This window comes from uncultured Flavonifractor sp., from assembly GCF_944387675.1.
GTDB lineage: Bacteria > Bacillota > Clostridia > Oscillospirales > Oscillospiraceae > Flavonifractor.
In genome coordinates, this window is record NZ_CALXFV010000054.1 from 1 (window position 1) to 14,582 (window position 14,582).

At 62.3% G+C, this 14,582-nt stretch carries 12 protein-coding genes; 3 read left to right on the top strand and 9 right to left on the bottom strand.

Annotated features, from left to right (window positions below; translation table 11 throughout):
* The 3 genes from Q0J74_RS06590 to Q0J74_RS06600 form a co-directional block, all read right to left on the bottom strand.
* Positions 1-1,478 (bottom strand): amino acid adenylation domain-containing protein (locus Q0J74_RS06590; RefSeq protein WP_297212446.1); only part of this gene is annotated, 1,478 nt, incomplete at its 3' end.
* Between the two features lie 28 nt (positions 1,479-1,506).
* Positions 1,507-4,479: an FG-GAP repeat domain-containing protein gene (locus tag Q0J74_RS06595; RefSeq protein WP_297212448.1), complete on the bottom strand. Its 2,973-nt coding sequence runs from the start codon at positions 4,477-4,479 to the stop codon at positions 1,507-1,509.
* 79 nt (positions 4,480-4,558) lie between these two features.
* Positions 4,559-5,854, bottom strand: coding sequence for a M18 family aminopeptidase (locus Q0J74_RS06600; protein WP_297212450.1), 1,296 nt, complete (start codon positions 5,852-5,854; stop codon positions 4,559-4,561).
* A 132-nt stretch (positions 5,855-5,986) separates the two neighbouring features.
* Between Q0J74_RS06600 and Q0J74_RS06605 the strand changes: the two genes are divergently transcribed.
* From Q0J74_RS06605 to Q0J74_RS06615, 3 genes are all read left to right on the top strand, one after another.
* Positions 5,987-6,457, top strand: coding sequence for an RNA polymerase sigma factor (locus Q0J74_RS06605; protein ID WP_297212451.1), 471 nt, complete (start codon positions 5,987-5,989; stop codon positions 6,455-6,457).
* Entirely contained in the window at positions 6,454-7,821 is a 1,368-nt protein-coding gene (locus Q0J74_RS06610; protein WP_297212454.1) for a hypothetical protein, read from the top strand. Before Q0J74_RS06605 ends, Q0J74_RS06610 begins: the two co-directional genes overlap by 4 nt.
* Before the next feature lie 122 nt (positions 7,822-7,943).
* Positions 7,944-10,724, top strand: a complete 2,781-nt coding sequence (locus Q0J74_RS06615) for a DNA methyltransferase (protein ID WP_297212458.1) — start codon at positions 7,944-7,946, stop codon at positions 10,722-10,724.
* Between the two features lie 24 nt (positions 10,725-10,748).
* Here Q0J74_RS06615 and Q0J74_RS06620 read toward each other — a convergent pair whose 3' ends face one another.
* The 6 genes from Q0J74_RS06620 to Q0J74_RS06645 all read right to left on the bottom strand — a co-directional run bounded on the left by Q0J74_RS06620 (position 10,749) and on the right by Q0J74_RS06645 (position 14,412).
* Complete coding sequence (locus Q0J74_RS06620; RefSeq protein ID WP_297212462.1) at positions 10,749-11,432, bottom strand: LrgB family protein; 684 nt, start codon at positions 11,430-11,432, stop codon at positions 10,749-10,751.
* A complete protein-coding gene (locus Q0J74_RS06625; RefSeq protein ID WP_297212466.1) occupies positions 11,432-11,791 on the bottom strand; it encodes a CidA/LrgA family protein in 360 nt (119 codons plus the stop codon). The genes Q0J74_RS06620 and Q0J74_RS06625 overlap by 1 nt, the downstream gene beginning before the upstream one ends.
* Positions 11,792-11,957: 166 nt before the next feature.
* Positions 11,958-12,503 (bottom strand): ribosome hibernation-promoting factor, HPF/YfiA family, encoded by a 546-nt coding sequence (raiA, locus tag Q0J74_RS06630; RefSeq protein ID WP_297212469.1) that lies wholly within the window; start codon positions 12,501-12,503, stop codon positions 11,958-11,960.
* A gap of 139 nt (positions 12,504-12,642) precedes the next feature.
* Positions 12,643-13,050 carry a NifB/NifX family molybdenum-iron cluster-binding protein gene (locus Q0J74_RS06635; protein ID WP_297212472.1) on the bottom strand — a complete coding sequence of 136 codons (408 nt, stop codon included), beginning with the start codon at positions 13,048-13,050 and terminating at the stop codon, positions 12,643-12,645.
* A complete protein-coding gene (locus Q0J74_RS06640) occupies positions 13,028-13,441 on the bottom strand; it encodes a DUF134 domain-containing protein (protein ID WP_297212475.1) in 414 nt (137 codons plus the stop codon). The genes Q0J74_RS06635 and Q0J74_RS06640 overlap by 23 nt, the downstream gene beginning before the upstream one ends.
* A 125-nt stretch (positions 13,442-13,566) precedes the next feature.
* On the bottom strand, positions 13,567-14,412 hold the full coding sequence (locus Q0J74_RS06645) for a pyridoxamine kinase (RefSeq protein WP_297212478.1): 846 nt from the start codon (positions 14,410-14,412) through the stop codon (positions 13,567-13,569).
* Positions 14,413-14,582: the final 170 nt, after the last annotated feature.

The window sequence follows — 14,582 nt, forward strand, 5'->3', positions numbered from 1 at the left end:
CGGTCAATCTTGTCGTTGGCGGTGTGGGGCAGCTTGTCCATGCACACCAGCTTCCCCGGCAGCATGTACTGGGGAATATACTGCTTGAGCTGGAGGTTGAGCCTGCGCAGTGTCATCCCCTGACCGCCCTCCACAAAGAGGACGATGCGCTCGGCCGGGGCGTCGAAGATGGCGCAGGCGTTCTCCACCCCTGGGATGCACATGGCCCCCGCCTCAATCTCCCCCAGCTCAATGCGGTTGCCCTTGAGCTTGATCTGGCTGTCCTTCCGGCCCAGGAAGCGGATGAGTCCATCCTCCCCCCACTGGGCCAAATCCCCGGTGCGGTACATCCGCTCCGGGAAGGCGGGGCTGAGGGGGTTAAGGCAGAAGGCCTTCTTTGTCTGCTCCGGATTGTTCCAGTAGCCCAGGGCCACGCCGCTGCCCAGCACGCACAGCTCTCCGGTCTCCCCGGGGGCGGCCTCCCGGCCGTCGTCGGTGAGGATATGCACCCGCATATTTTCACAGGCCCTGCCGATGGGCAGGCTCTCGTGGTTGTCAAAGGGCCGGTCCACCTTGTAGTAGCAGCACACGTCGGTAATCTCCGTGGGTCCGTACAGATTGGCGTAGGCGCAGTGGGGCAGGGCGCGGCGCCAGATGTTCAGCTGGGTGTTGGGCATGACCTCCCCGCAGAAGGCCACGTTTTTCAGCTCCGGCAGGGGGTGTCCCTCCAGAGCGCCGGCGTTGGCCACGTTGATCATCACCGTGGGTACCCAAAAGATGGAGGTGACGTGGTGGGCCGCCAGATACTCCGGCAGCTTCAGGGGGAAGAGGAACAGGCTCTCCGGGGTGAGCAGCAGCCTGCCGCCGCACCGCAGGGTGCCGTAGATATCGAAGGTGGAGTTGTCAAAATAGAAGGGGGCCTGATTGGCCATGACGGTGGTCTCGTCAAAGGCAAAGGTATTCTTCACCCAGTCGGCGTAGTCCAGAATTCCCCGGTGGGGAATGGTTACCCCCTTGGGGGTGCCGGTGGAGCCGGAGGTGTACATCACATAGATGGGGTCGGTGTCGATGACGGCGGAGACGGCCGCCTCCACCGCTCCCGCGTCCGCCGCCGTTCCCTCCAGCTGGGAGAGCAGCACTGGCTTGGCGTCTCCCAGCTCCGCACCCTCCAGGTTGGGCAGCAGGGCCTCATGGGTCACCACATAGGCCGGGCGGAGGCTCTCCACAATCTTCTCCAGCCGGGCCATGGGGATGTGGGCGTCCACCGGGGCGTAAGGCCGCCCGGCGCACATGGCCCCGAAAAACACCGCCAGGGCGTCGATGCTCTTGGGCAGGTAGACCACCACCGGCCGCCGGTCCCCCAGCAGGGCGGTGCCGATGGTCCTGGCCCGCTCCAGCATGGCGCCGTAGGTGGCGCTGCCCTCCTCTTCTTCCACATAGACCCGCTGGGGCCAGCGGCTTGCCGCTTCCTCCAGCAGGCGGATGGCTGAATTGTTCATTGTCTCATACCCTCTATCTGCGCAGTTTTTATTCCCAGAAGTGGAGCACCAGCTTGTCCGGGTCTCCCCGCTTGGTGAAAGTGGTCCGCTCCCCCTCCCGGGTCATGGTCCAGCCCTGGGACGGAGTGGATACGCTGCCCTCCACCACCACTTCCATCAGCCCGCCCTGGGCAAAGTCGATGGTCAGGGTATCCCCCTCCCAGCTCAGGCCGGCGGGGAGATTCACCAGCCGCAGGCAGGTTCCCTCCCGCGTTTCCTTCCAGACGGTGGTCTCCCTGTCTAGGGAGAGGTAGAGGCTGTTGCCCTCCTGCCGCCACACCGAGGCGTCGGTGGTGTAGTCGGCAGCGGCATATCCCGCCCCGAAGGTGAGCTTCACCCCCACGGCGCTCTGGTAGCGCTCATCATACATGGCCAGGCCGGTATCCACGGGGGAGGCGGACAGGCAAATGGCCCCCGTCTGCGCATCCACCCCGGCGGTCACCGCCGTGTTGACCGCGGCGGCGGAGGCGTAGGCCAGCTGGTCCTCCCGGATGCAGGTATAGCCGTAGGCGTCCATAAAGTCGGACATGGCCTGGACCGCCCGTCCGGCCTCGGCGTCGTCCCGGTAGATCCAGTCACAGTGGTAGTAGAGCAGCACCGGCGTACCGTACCGGGCGGTGATGCTCTGCCAGTCCTCTCCTTTGTAAAACAGGGTGGAGGCATTGAGCATCAGCATGGTGGGCGTCCCGTCCTCCTCCAGGAAGAAGGGCAGGGAGAGCACATTTTCCGCCGCCGTCTGGGGGGTGGCGGCGGAGCAGGGCATCTCCGCCCCGGAATTCCACAGCATTCCGTTGTCATACTGGGCCAGGAAGGTCTGGGCGGGGCCGTACACGCTGGTGTGCCAGGTGTGCTGGTTGGTACCAACCCGGCTCAAATCCACCCCGTAGGAGGCCAGGGCCTCCATGCTGCGGGCAAACTCCCGCTGCTCGTATGCCTCCGAGGCGTACCAGTGGGTGAGAGAGTGGACACCCAGGTAGTAGTTCTTCTCCTCCATCCAGTCCACCTGCTCCTGGAGCTGCTCCCGGAAGGGGAAGTACTCCGAGTCGATGGGGCAGGGCAGGCCGTACTCCAGCTGGCCGCAGATCAGGTCCAAAGCGCCGTCCCCGTTGACATCGTAAAACACCGGCTTGCAGTTGTTGCCGAATTTCAGGTTGGTGTTGCCCTTGTAGTTCTCCTCGTCTCCCTGGAAGTAGCCGGTAAAGGTGTAGCCGTTCCCCTGCCGCTCCAGCCGGGCCACATAGCCGTGGAAGGTACCCAGGGCAATATCCAGGGTGCCGTCCCCGTTCAAATCCACGGCGCAGGGGGCCGCCCAGTCCGTCAGCTCCTGGGGAAGGGCAATGCTCTGTTTGTCTCCGAAGCCGCCGCCGGCTCTGCCTCTGTAAAGGGCCAGCCCGCCGCCGGCGGAGCCCACCAGCAGATCGGCAGCCCCGTCCCCGTCCATGTCGGCGGTCTCCGGAAAGGTCTGCACCTGGCCCATGCCCGGCTCCAGCAGCAGCCGGGGCGCCTCAAAGGTGAGGCCGCCCACCCCCCGGAGCCAGTAGAGCTTTCCGTCTCCCGCCCCGGAGATGACGTCTGGGACGCCGTCCCCGTCCACATCCAGGATGGCGGGGGCGGAGTGGCCGCCGGACACCAACAGGGGTTCTCCTGCCTCATCGGTGAGGAAGACCGGCTCCTCCACGCTAAAGCGGGCGTCGTTGTCCAGCAGCTCATAGCAGTAAAACCGGCCGTCGCCGCTGCCGCACAGCAGCTCGTCGGCCCCGTCCCCGTCCACGTCCCCGATGGTGGGGTAGGCCCGCTGGGTGTAGCCGCCCTCATCGCTGAAATAGCTGATGGTGTTCTCCACCCACACCTGGCTGAGCCAGTCGCCGCCGCACACCACATGGGTGCCGGAGGAGTAGATGCCCTCCACCTCGTCCAAGTCGTAATCCAGCCCCGTCTGGCTCTGGTTCACCAGATAGGTGACGCTCTCCGCCCGCAGCAGCCACCAGTAGGCGTCCCGCACCAGGGTGAAGGAGGGAATCTGCCCCGCCTCCTCCGCCAGCTGGGCGAACTGATAGGCCGAGCCCTCCCGGATGGCGGTAATTTCCTCATAGTGGAGCTCCCAGGCGGCGGGGTTGGTGGCGAAGGGGCCATACACCCGCTCCAGGGCATAACCGTACTTCTCCATGGACTGGTACGCCAGCAGCTTGCCGTAAAACAGCCGGTTGGCGCTGTTGGAGGTGTTGGCAAAAGGCTCCTGCTCCGCCCTGCTGGCCGTCAGGCTGGGGGAGGTAATGGAGTAGCGGTTGGGCAACATGGGGTTGGTGAGCAGCACCTGCCCCTCCCCCACGTCGTTGAGGGTGTAGAGGGCCAGCTCCCCCTGGAGGGCAATGGCCCGGGCGGTGGTGGGGGTGAAGCCCCAGCCATAGTCCATGCCCGCCAGGGTTTCAGCGTTATAGTAGCTGGGATAGAGGGCGGCAAAATCCCGGAGCAGCTGCTGGAATTCCGTGAGATTGTCCTCCACCTCCGGCCAGGCCAGCTCCGCCGGCAGCCCCTCCAGAGCGCCGCCTCCGGAGATGCCCAGAAACTCCGCCGGGAACTGGTCCCAGAAGCAGTTGTCCAGCACCAGCAGGCCGCCGGCCCGCGCATAGTCCATCAGCGCCTGCCTGGTCTCCGCCCAGTCCGCCTCCTCCAGCAGGGAGGGGTCCGCGATGAGCATGTCGCACGCCGCAAGCTCCGCCGCCGTCTCCCCCTCCAGCGCAGTCAGGTTGGCCAGGGAGCTGTAGGAGAGGTGGCTCAGGGTGTCCTGCCAGACCCCGTCCTCGCCGCCGTGGAGCACCCCGGCGGTGAGATCGGCAGGCTGGGTTGCGTCCAGTCCCTCCGGCGCACCGGCGGGCGTCTCCCCCGCCTGGCGGCAGCCGGAGATGCCCAGCGCCAGCAGCCCAGCCAACAGCCCGGCGATGATCCGTCTATCCACACCCATGTGCCGTCCTCCCTGTCTGTGTACTCTAACTTATTAAAATATCACAAAGCTCCGCTTTTTTCAATCCTTCCCGCCTGTTTCAGAGGGAATACTTCCCATCCTCCCGCTGCACCAGCCGGCACTCATAAAAGGCGGCGCAGGCCCTGGCCAGATAGTCCGGGTCCCGGCTGCCGGCGGTCTCCACGGCGGCGTGCATGGCCAGCTGGGCCATGCCGATGTCCACCATGGGGATACTTACCTGCTGGCCCAGCAGGTTACCCAGGGTGGAGCCGCCGGGCTCGTCGGCCCGGTTGGCAAAGGTCTGCACCGGCACCCCCGCCCGTCTGCAAATGGCCTTGAATACCCCCGCGGTGAGGGCGTTTGTGGTATACTTCTGGTTGGCGGAGTATTTCACCACCACGCCCCCGTTGGGATAGACCCGGTTGGCCGGGTCGGCCTTTTCGGTAAAGTTGGGGTGGACGGCGTGGCCGTTGTCGGCGCTTAAAAGCATGCTCCCCGCCAGGGCCATCCGCCGCTCCTGTCCGTCCATACCCAGGCAGCAGGCCAGGCGCTCCAGCACGTCGGGCAGGAAGGTGCTCAGGGCGCCCTGCCTGGTTCCGCTGCCCACCTCCTCATTGTCGAAGAGGCAGTAGACTTGTCCCAGCTTCTCCTGCCCGCCGGCGGAAAGCAGGCCCTCCAGGCAGGCCCAGGCGCAGCCCAGATCGTCGATGCGGGGGGCCTGGAACAGCTCCCCCTCCGCCCCCAGCACCACCGGCTTCTGCCGGGGACAGAGCACCAGATCCCAGGCCAGCAGGGCCTGCTGCTCCACCTTCAGCTCTTCCGCCAGCAGGCGGGTAAGAGACCGGCTCCCCGTCAGGCCGTACAGGGGCTGCATGTCCTTCTGGGGGTTGTAGTCGTGGTTTTTGTTCACGTCCCGCTGCATGTGGATGGCCAGGCTGGGAATGGTGAGCAGGTCCCGGTCCAGATAGACCAGCCTGCTCTCCGCCCCCTCCGCCGTGCGCACCAGCACCCGGCCCGCCACGGTGAGGGGCCGGTCCAGCCAGGTGGCCCGGTTCATCCCGCCGTACCCCTCCACCGCCAGGCGGAGATAGCGGTCGTCCCCCTCCAGGGCGTCATTTTTCACCGCGAAGGTGGGGGAGTCACTGTGGGCGGCGGTAAGCAGCCACCCCTCCGGCTTTCCCGCCGGCAGCCGGAAGGCGATGAGACTGCTCTGGTTCCGGGTGACGTAGTAGCCCCGCCCCGGCTCCACCTCCCACCGGCGGCACTCCGCAAGGGGGGCAAAGCCCGCCGCCTCCAGCCGCCTGGCGGCCTGGGCCGCGGCGTGGTAGGGGCTGGGGCTGTTCTCTATAAAGTCCATCAGTGCCTGTACGCTCATGGCACACCTCTCCTTTCGTCAATGGCCCCATTGTATCACGCCAAAAGTCCCGTGGCAATCTTCCAAAATTTTTCCGGCTCAGCGGAGCATTTCCCGCCGCTCCGGCGTATTAAGGGTGAAGGAGGGAGGAAGATGACGGAATCCAACCGGTTGGAATCTGTAATCCGCACCTATGAGAACACCCTGTACCGCGCCGCCCTGGCCATTCTGGGGGACCCCCAGGAGGCGGAGGACGTGGTACAGGATACCTTCCTGCGCCTGTGGGAAAAGGCCCCCCTTTTTGAAAGCCCCGCCCATGAGCGGGCCTGGCTGCTGAAGGTGGCGGTCAACAACTGCAAAAGCCGCCTGCGCGCCCCCTGGCGCCGCCGCGCCGCCCCCCTGCTGGACAGCTACCCCGCCGCCGATCGGTCGGAGCAGGCGGTACTGGAGGTCATCCAGTCCCTGCCTCCCAAGGACCGGACGGTGCTCCACCTCTACTATTACGAGGGCTATCAGACCGCCGAGATTGCCGCCATGACCGGCTGGCGGGAGGGGACCGTCCGCTCCCGGCTGGCACGGGCCAGGGACAAGCTGCGCCAGCTGCTGAAAGGAGAATGGGAATGAACCGCTATCGGAACTATATGGACCGCATCACCGCCCCCGCCGGCCTCCACGAAAAGCTGCTGGCCGGGGAGCCTCCCCGCCGCCGGAAGAGCCGGTACGCCCCGGCCTTCGCCCTGGCCGCCGCCTGCTGCCTGCTGGCGGCGGTGGGCCTGGGGCGGCCCTGGGAGGCGGACACCGTCCGCCAGAGCCTCTCCCCCACCGCCGGAGTAGCCGCCACCCCGGCCACAGAGGAAAGCCTCCCGCCGGAGCCTGGCACGGAGCACACTCTGATGGTGGAGGACCCCTTCCAGAACCAGCCCCACGGCTTCTTCAACGTCACCGGCCTGGCCTTCCCCGACTGCACCAACTCGGGGGCCATGCTGGTGGACTACGGCCCACCGGAGGGCTGGTTTATGGAGCGGATGACCGCCCAGGACATCATCGCTACCCTGGGCGGAACGGACGAGGTACCCTGGGTGCTGTGCTGGACCGGCTTCAGTCTGGACGGTCTGGTGAGCTACACCGGAGACGGCTCCGTTTGGAACGCCTCCATCCACGGCGTTCAGGGGGAGACCGAATTTACCCTCACCCTGTGGCCGGGGCAATATCCTCTGCTCAGCCCCAGCTATACCGACGCCGTCACCGAGGACATCAACGGCCTGACCGTCACCAGCTGGTCCACCTGCTGTGACTCTGACGGGGACGGCCTGGACGAATACACCTATCATGTGGACTTCCAGTATAAGGACCTGGGGGTGAGCTTCACCGCCGCCGGTTCCGATTCCGACCCCGCCAGCTGGCTGGCATGCGTGCTGGCCCAGTATGGATATGACGGCTTTACCACGGAGCATCTGGTCTCCCGCACCAACGGGGAGGGGTTTTTGGATCTGGGTACCGCCACCGTCTCCGGCGACCGCCAGCTGACCCAAGAGGAAGCCTATGAGGAAGAGATGTCCATCTTCTTCCCCGATCCGGAGGTGCTGCCCCACGGCTTCACCTTTGCCAGCGCCGGCCGGAGTTGGAATGTGGACCAGAGCACGCTTTCCATCCTGTTCACCCGGGGTAACGACTCCATCTCCATCGGCGTCACCCGTTTCCCCGCCTCCGCCAGCCTCCTGGCCCCTGATTTCCAGCCCGATGAGGTCACCGCCGCCGCCCTGGAGGAATATGGATACTATGTGGACTATTTTACAGACTACGACCGGGGGGACAACCCCGGCTGGCGGTATGATGCCTTCACCATCCACTATCCCCAGGTGGACGGCTCCACCGTAGCGGTGACCTGGAGCGTAAGGGGGGTGGCCCCCTCCGACCTGGCCGCGCTGGTCAACGGCACCGCGCTTCCCCCGCCGGAGGACGGGCCTCAGGTCTTTCCCCTGGAATAACGAAAAAAGATGGGAGCTCAGCGGCTCCCATCTTTTTTACCCAAGCAGCGTCTGGAAAAAACAGCCGGTTTATGCTATGCTGAATAAAATCAGCAAATCAGTGTCCAGGAGGATCGGATGCCATGACAGACGTACAGCAGCGGGCGGCGGCAAAAGAGTTCACCAGATATTGGACAGGCCGTGGGGACGAAAAGCAGGAGACCCAGCGTTTCTGGATGGATCTGCTTCGGAATGTCTACGGCGTGGCGGAGCCGGAAAAGGCCATTGAATTTGAGCTGCCTGTGAAGCTGGACCATATCAGCTTCATTGACGGATACATCAAGGAAACCCGCGTCCTCATCGAGCAGAAGGGCGCAGATATTGACCTGCGGCGGGGCTGCAAGCAGTCCGACGGCTCTATCCTGACCCCTTATCAGCAGGCCCGCCGCTACGCGGGCTATCTGCCCCACGACAGAAACCCCCGCTGGATCGTGGTGTGCAATTTCAGGCAGTTCCATATCCACGACATGAACCGCCCCAACGATGCGCCGGAAGTGGTGGCACTGGCCGATCTGGAGAAGGAGTATCACCGTCTGAACTTTCTGGTGGACACCGGGGATAAGGCGATTAAAAAGGAGATGGAGGTCTCCCTACAGGCCGGGGAGATTGTGGGTGTTCTGTACGATGCCCTCTTGAAACAGTACAAAGACCCGGAATCTCCGGAGACGCTGAAAAGTCTGAACGCCCTGTGCGTCCGGCTGGTATTCTGTCTGTACGCCGAGGACTCGGGAGTTTTCGGCGGCCACGGCAAATTCCACAACTATATGCAGCGCCACCAGAGCGACGCCCGCCGCGCCCTGATTGACCTGTTCCAGGTGCTGGACACCAAGCCGGAGGACCGGGACCCCTATATGGACGACGACCTGGCCGCATTCCCGTATGTCAACGGCGGGCTGTTTGCCGACGAGCACATTCTGATCCCCCGGCTGGACGCGGCCATCATAGACCTGATTCTCCGCCGGGCAAGCGAGGACTTTGACTGGTCGGCCATTAGTCCCACCATTTTCGGCGCCGTGTTTGAAAGCACCCTGAATCCGGAGACCCGGCGTTCCGGCGGGATGCACTATACCAGCATTGAGAACATCCACAAGGTAATTGATCCGCTGTTCCTGGATGATCTGAGGGCGGAACTGGCGGAAATTCAGGCTATCTCCGTGGAGACCACCCGGAAACGCCGCCTGAAAACCTTTCAGCAGAAACTGGCGGGGCTGAACTTCCTGGACCCCGCCTGCGGCTCCGGCAATTTTCTGACCGAGACCTATCTCTCTCTGCGCAAGCTGGAAAACGAGGTCCTGCGCTCCCTTTCCGATCAGATCATGCTAGGCGACGTGGCGGCCCCCATTCAGGTTACCATCGGCCAGTTCTACGGCATCGAGCTCAACGACTTTGCCGTGACCGTGGCCAAGACGGCCCTGTGGATCGCGGAAAGTCAGATGATGAAAGAGACCGAGGACATCGTGCATGCGTCCCTGGACTTCCTCCCGCTGAAATCCTATGCCAACATCGTGGAGGGCAACGCCCTGCGGCTGGACTGGGAAACCGTGGTGTCAAAGCATAAGCTGAATTACATCATGGGTAATCCGCCGTTTGTGGGTGGCATGATGATGACAAGAGCACAACATGACGAACTGGCATCGGCGTTTCCAGAGTGCAAAAAAGTAGGCGAAGTTGACTACGTTGCCGGATGGTATGCAAAAGCGGCAAGATTTATTCAGGAAACTTCCATTAGGTGTGCCTTTGTTTCGACTAACTCAATATGCCAGGGACAATCCGTCGCCTCTGTGTGGGAGCCTCTGTTTGCAAAACATATTCATATTGATTTTGCCCACAGGACCTTCCGCTGGGACAGTGAGGCCAAGCTAAAGGCACACGTTCACTGCATTATTGTTGGCTTTAGCGTGGCCCCCAGCCGTCTAAAAAAAGTGATCTTCACTTCGGAGCGTCCCATAGAAGTTGATAATATTAACGGTTATCTTTTAGGTGCTGAAAACATCTTTATTGACAATCGGAGTACGCCATTATGCAGTGTACCTAAAATGAGATTTGGCAGCATGCCACGGGACGGCGGCGGCTTTGTACTAAGTGAGGAGGAGAAAGATGCTCTGATTGCAGAAGAACCAATTTGTATAAAATGGATTCGCTTGTATCTGGGCGCAGAAGAGTTTATCAACAACAAGAAGAGATACTGCCTCTGGCTGATAAATGCTGCACCTGGCGAATTGCGCACTTGTAAAGAGGTTATGCGGAGAATTGAAGCTGTTCGTGTATTTCGTGCAAACAGCAAAGCGGCAGCCACAAGAAAGTTCGCGGAAACACCTGCGTTGTTCTGCCAGATTGCGCAGCCGGACACTGACTATATCATTATCCCAGGAGTGTCCTCTGAGAAAAGGCGTTATGTCCCCATGGGCTTTATGAACAAAGAAACTATTGCCTCAAATCTGGTACAAATCATTCCCGATGCAACCCTTTACCACTTCGGGGTCCTGACCTCTAATGTCCATATGGCGTGGATGCGAGCAGTCTGTGGACGCCTAAAAAGTGATTATCGCTATTCCAAAGATGTGGTCTACAACAACTTCCCCTGGCCCACCCCTACCGAGGAGCAGAAGGCCAAGATCGAGCAGACCGCCCAGGCCATTCTGGACGCCCGCGCCCTGTATCCCGACTCCAGCCTGGCCGACCTCTATGACGAGCGGACCATGCCCCCGGAGCTGCGCAAGGCCCATCAGCAGAATGACAAAGCCGTGATGCGGGCCTACGGTTTCGACATCAAAACCACCACCGAGGCCTCCTGCGTGGCGGAGCTGATGAAGCTGTATCAGGCATTGACCGCGCAGGAGCCGGGCCAGGCGCACCGGCCATGACCCGAGCCGGTTTTCTCCGCCTGCCTATCCCACAAAAAACAGGGAGACAATCACGGTGAGAATCCCGCACACTCCGATGGCCAGCCCGCTCATGGCTCCCTCCGTCTCCCCAAGCTCCAGGGCCTTGGAGGTACCGATCGCGTGGGAGCAGGCGCCGATGGCCAGTCCCGCCGCCACCGGGTCCTTCACCCGGAACAGCCTGACCAGGAAAGGGGCGAAAATACTGCCTGAAATGCCGGTAACCAGCACCGCCACCACCGTCACAGCCTGGACGCCCCCCAGGCTTTGGGATACCGCAATGGCGATGGGAGTGGTTACCGACTTGGGCAGCATGGAAGCCGTTATCACCTCGTCCAGCCGGAACAGGCGGCACAGGCCGTAGATGCTGCCCATGGAGGTGAGGGACCCGGCGGTACAGCCCGCCAGGATAGGCAGCCAGTTCTCCTTCAGCAGCTGGATGCGGGTGTAGATGGATACCGCCAGGCAGGCGGTGGCGGGGGCCAGGAACATATTGATCACCGCGCCCCCCTGGTTATAGTCCTCATAGGGAATCCGGCAGAGGAGAAGCAGGGCGGATACCAGCACAATGGCGATCAGCAGGGGATTGCAAATTTCCAGCCCGGTCCTTTTCCGAATCTGTACGCCGATGAGGAAGGCCACAATACTCAGGGCAATGCCGAAAAAGGGAGAGGCAAACAGTTCAGACATCATTTCTTCCTCCGATTCATCAGCGCCTGGGTGAGGCGCACGGTATAGGCGGTCACCGCAAAGGTGAGCACGGTGCTGATCAGGCACACCGCCAAAAAGGGCAGCAGGCTGCCGGCCAGCACGTCAAAGTAATTGATGATGCTCACCCCTGCCGGGATAAAGAAAAACGCCATGTTGGACAGCAGAAAGTCGGATTTCTCCCGGATGTGGTCCACCCGCAGCACCCTGGTCAGCAGCAGAAGCAAAAGCAGCACCATGCCGATCACACTGGCGGGAATGGCAATGGGGAGCAGAGCCTCCACAATCTGGCTGACCCAGCAGATGGAAAAGAGAATGGCAATCTGGGTGATGATCTTCACAGCGTCGCCGCCTCCCATACATCAAATTCAGTTTCCTGATTCTATAGCCATTTCCGGCGTTTGTCAAACCAAGATTCCGGGAAAGATTTTCCCTGATTGTGGTGCAAATTGCGCAAAAGGGGCGCGCCGCGAGTTTCGCGGCGCGCCCCGACGCGTCCTGATTTGATTATGTCTCGTCCTCGATGAGACCGTAGTCCCCGTCGTTGCGCTTATACACCACGCAGAACCGCCCGTCATGGTCCACATCCTTGAAGGCAAAGAAGGTGTGGCCCACCAGCTCCATCTGGAGCACCGCCTCGTCCACCGTCATGGGCTTGATGGGGAACTTCTTGGTGCGGGCAATCTTATACTCCTCCTCATCGCTCTCCGGCACGAAGGAGGAGATTTCCTCGGCGTCCACGCTGCGGGTAAAGGCGTCCTGGCGCAGGCGCTTTTCCAGCCGGGTCTTGTTCTTGCGCAGCCGGCGCTCCACAGAGGAAACGGCGGCATCAATGGTGGCAAACATGTCGGAGGTACTCTCCGCCACCCGGATGATGGTGCCGCCGGAGCGGATGGTAAGCTCCACATTGTTGCGGCCCTTTTCTACGCTGAAGACGATGGCGGCCTCCGCGTCCGCCTTAAAATAACGGTCTAACTTGCCCACCTTTTTCTCCGCATAGGCGTGGACCTTGTTAGGCAGATTGATCTTCTTGTCAGTAAACACGAACTTCATAGCTTTCAGCTCCTTCCGCCCTCCGGGGAGGGCCTTGCTGGAACCGGTCTGCACCGGGTTCCTGCCTTGATTATACCACGAAGTTCGCCAAATGTCACAACTAATTTGAAATTCTTCTGCGCATATTCACCAATAGCCCTTAGCCGCAGCTGTGGCCGCCGCAGCTGTGACCGCCGCCGTGGCTGCCGCAGTCGTGCGCCTCCCCATGGTCGTGGTGATGGGCGCACACGGTATCGGGGTCGTAGCGCAGGCTGCCCGCCAGCAGGGCATTCACCTGGGCATCGGCATCGCCGGCGGCCCCGGAAAACAGCCGGATTCCCGCCTGGGCCAGAGCGTTGCGGGCGCCGCCGCCAATTCCGCCGCAGATCAGGGCCTCCACCCCCTGGGCGGCCAGAAAGCCCGCCAGCGCCCCATGGCCGCTGCCGTTGGTGTCCACCACCTGGGCGGACACCACCTTGCCGTCCTCCACCTCATAGAGCTTAAACTGCTCCGTGTGTCCAAAGTGCTGAAATACCTGTCCGTTTTCATAAGTTACCGCAAGTTTCATGTTCGTTCCCTCCGTTTTTTCGCCTGGTACAGCTCCCGCATCCGCAGCGCCTCCGGCCGCAGTCCCGCCGGGCGCAATCCCAGCCGGCGCATTCCTCCGCCTGCCCGCACAGCAGATAGTCGCCGCCCGAGATCACCAGCCGGCGTCCTTCCACCAGGGCCAGGGCCAGCTTTCCCCTGGCCTGGTCGTATACCTGCTGCACGGTGGAGCGGGCCACGCCCATCTGCCCGGCGCATTCCTCCTGGGTGCAGCCCAGCAGATCCATGAGCCGGATCGCCTCATACTCCTCCAGCGCCATCTCCACCGGTCCGCCCGCCTCCCCCTCCAGCGGCCCAAAGCTGCTGTACCGGGGCAGGGCGCAGATCCGCCTGCATTTTTTGGGGCGGGGCATAGCTGTTCCCTCCGTTTCTGGCTTATGCCATTTATTTTACCACGTTTTCGGCATATGTCAATTATAATTTCCCTTCCGGCACAGCAAAACCCCCGGCGGTCCACGGAGCACACCGGGGGCTTCTGTTACGGCGTCATCAATTCACCCAGCAGCGGCTCAAACTGGACGCCCTCCAGAATGGGGGTACCTAAAGCCAGCGTGCGGGCCACGCACCGCTGGACAAAATCCGCGCCACGCTGGGCCGCCCGGGCCAGCGTTTCACCCCGCAGCAGCGCACCCAGCACCACGCTGGCAAACAGGTCGCCGGTGCCTGGATACTGGGCCGGCTCCTGGTGGGCCATGGCAAAGCCCGTCTCACCGGTTGTCCGGTCAAAAAAACCGGCTCCGATTTGTCCCGGCCCCAGGCTGACCCCGGTGAGCACCACGGAGCGTCCGCCGCCCAGACTCAGCCGCTCCAGCCAGCGGCGCAGGCCCTGCTCCTCCCCGGGACGGCTCTCATAGGGTTCACCCAACAGCAGGGCCGCCTCCGTCAGGTTGGGGGTAATCACGTCCGCCTGGGCCGCCAGTCCCCCCATCCGCCGGCACATGTCCGGGGTATAGGTGCGGTAGGGCTTGCCGTGGTCCCCCATTACCGGGTCCACCAGAATCAGGCTGCCGCCGGTACGGAAGCGGCGGTAAAAATCCTCGATAAGGGCAATCTGACCGGCGGAACCCACAAAACCGCTGTAGATAGCGTCAAATGTTACGCCCAACTCCGCCCAGTGGGCGGCGGTACCGGCCATCTGACCGGTCATATCCAGAAAGGTGGCATGGTCACTGGCCGGAAAGGCGGTGTGGGCGGACAGGTAGGCGGTGGGCAGGGGGCAGCACTGCCCACCCATGGCGGCCAAGACCGGCAGAATCACCGTCATGGAGCAGCGTCCAAACCCCGAAATATCCTGAATAGCTGCGATCCTCGGCGCAAGTGCCATATCGCTCCCTCCTTGTGGCGGCATCAACAGCTCTTATTATACCCGTCCCGCCCCGGAAGTGCAATTGACTTTTTCTCCGTCCGATGCTAAACTGAATGTGTTCTGCGGCTATGGCTCTTTCAACAGAATATGCGCCTGTGATGGAATTGGTAGACATGCGAGATTTAGGT

What these genes read in the sequence shown, in the direction of transcription:
- Q0J74_RS06595 (WP_297212448.1), bottom strand. Translation starts at nt 4,479, where the DNA reads ATGGGTGTGGATAGACGGATCATCGCCGGGCTGTTGGCTGGGCTGCTG.
- Q0J74_RS06600 (WP_297212450.1), bottom strand. Translation starts at nt 5,854, where the DNA reads ATGAGCGTACAGGCACTGATGGACTTTATAGAGAACAGCCCCAGCCCC.
- Q0J74_RS06605 (WP_297212451.1), top strand. Translation starts at nt 5,987, where the DNA reads ATGACGGAATCCAACCGGTTGGAATCTGTAATCCGCACCTATGAGAAC.
- Q0J74_RS06610 (WP_297212454.1), top strand. Translation starts at nt 6,454, where the DNA reads ATGAACCGCTATCGGAACTATATGGACCGCATCACCGCCCCCGCCGGC.
- Q0J74_RS06615 (WP_297212458.1), top strand. Translation starts at nt 7,944, where the DNA reads ATGACAGACGTACAGCAGCGGGCGGCGGCAAAAGAGTTCACCAGATAT.
- Q0J74_RS06620 (WP_297212462.1), bottom strand. Translation starts at nt 11,432, where the DNA reads ATGTCTGAACTGTTTGCCTCTCCCTTTTTCGGCATTGCCCTGAGTATT.
- raiA (WP_297212469.1), bottom strand. Translation starts at nt 12,503, where the DNA reads ATGAAGTTCGTGTTTACTGACAAGAAGATCAATCTGCCTAACAAGGTC.
- Q0J74_RS06635 (WP_297212472.1), bottom strand. Translation starts at nt 13,050, where the DNA reads ATGAAACTTGCGGTAACTTATGAAAACGGACAGGTATTTCAGCACTTT.
- Q0J74_RS06640 (WP_297212475.1), bottom strand. Translation starts at nt 13,441, where the DNA reads ATGCCCCGCCCCAAAAAATGCAGGCGGATCTGCGCCCTGCCCCGGTAC.
- Q0J74_RS06645 (WP_297212478.1), bottom strand. Translation starts at nt 14,412, where the DNA reads ATGGCACTTGCGCCGAGGATCGCAGCTATTCAGGATATTTCGGGGTTT.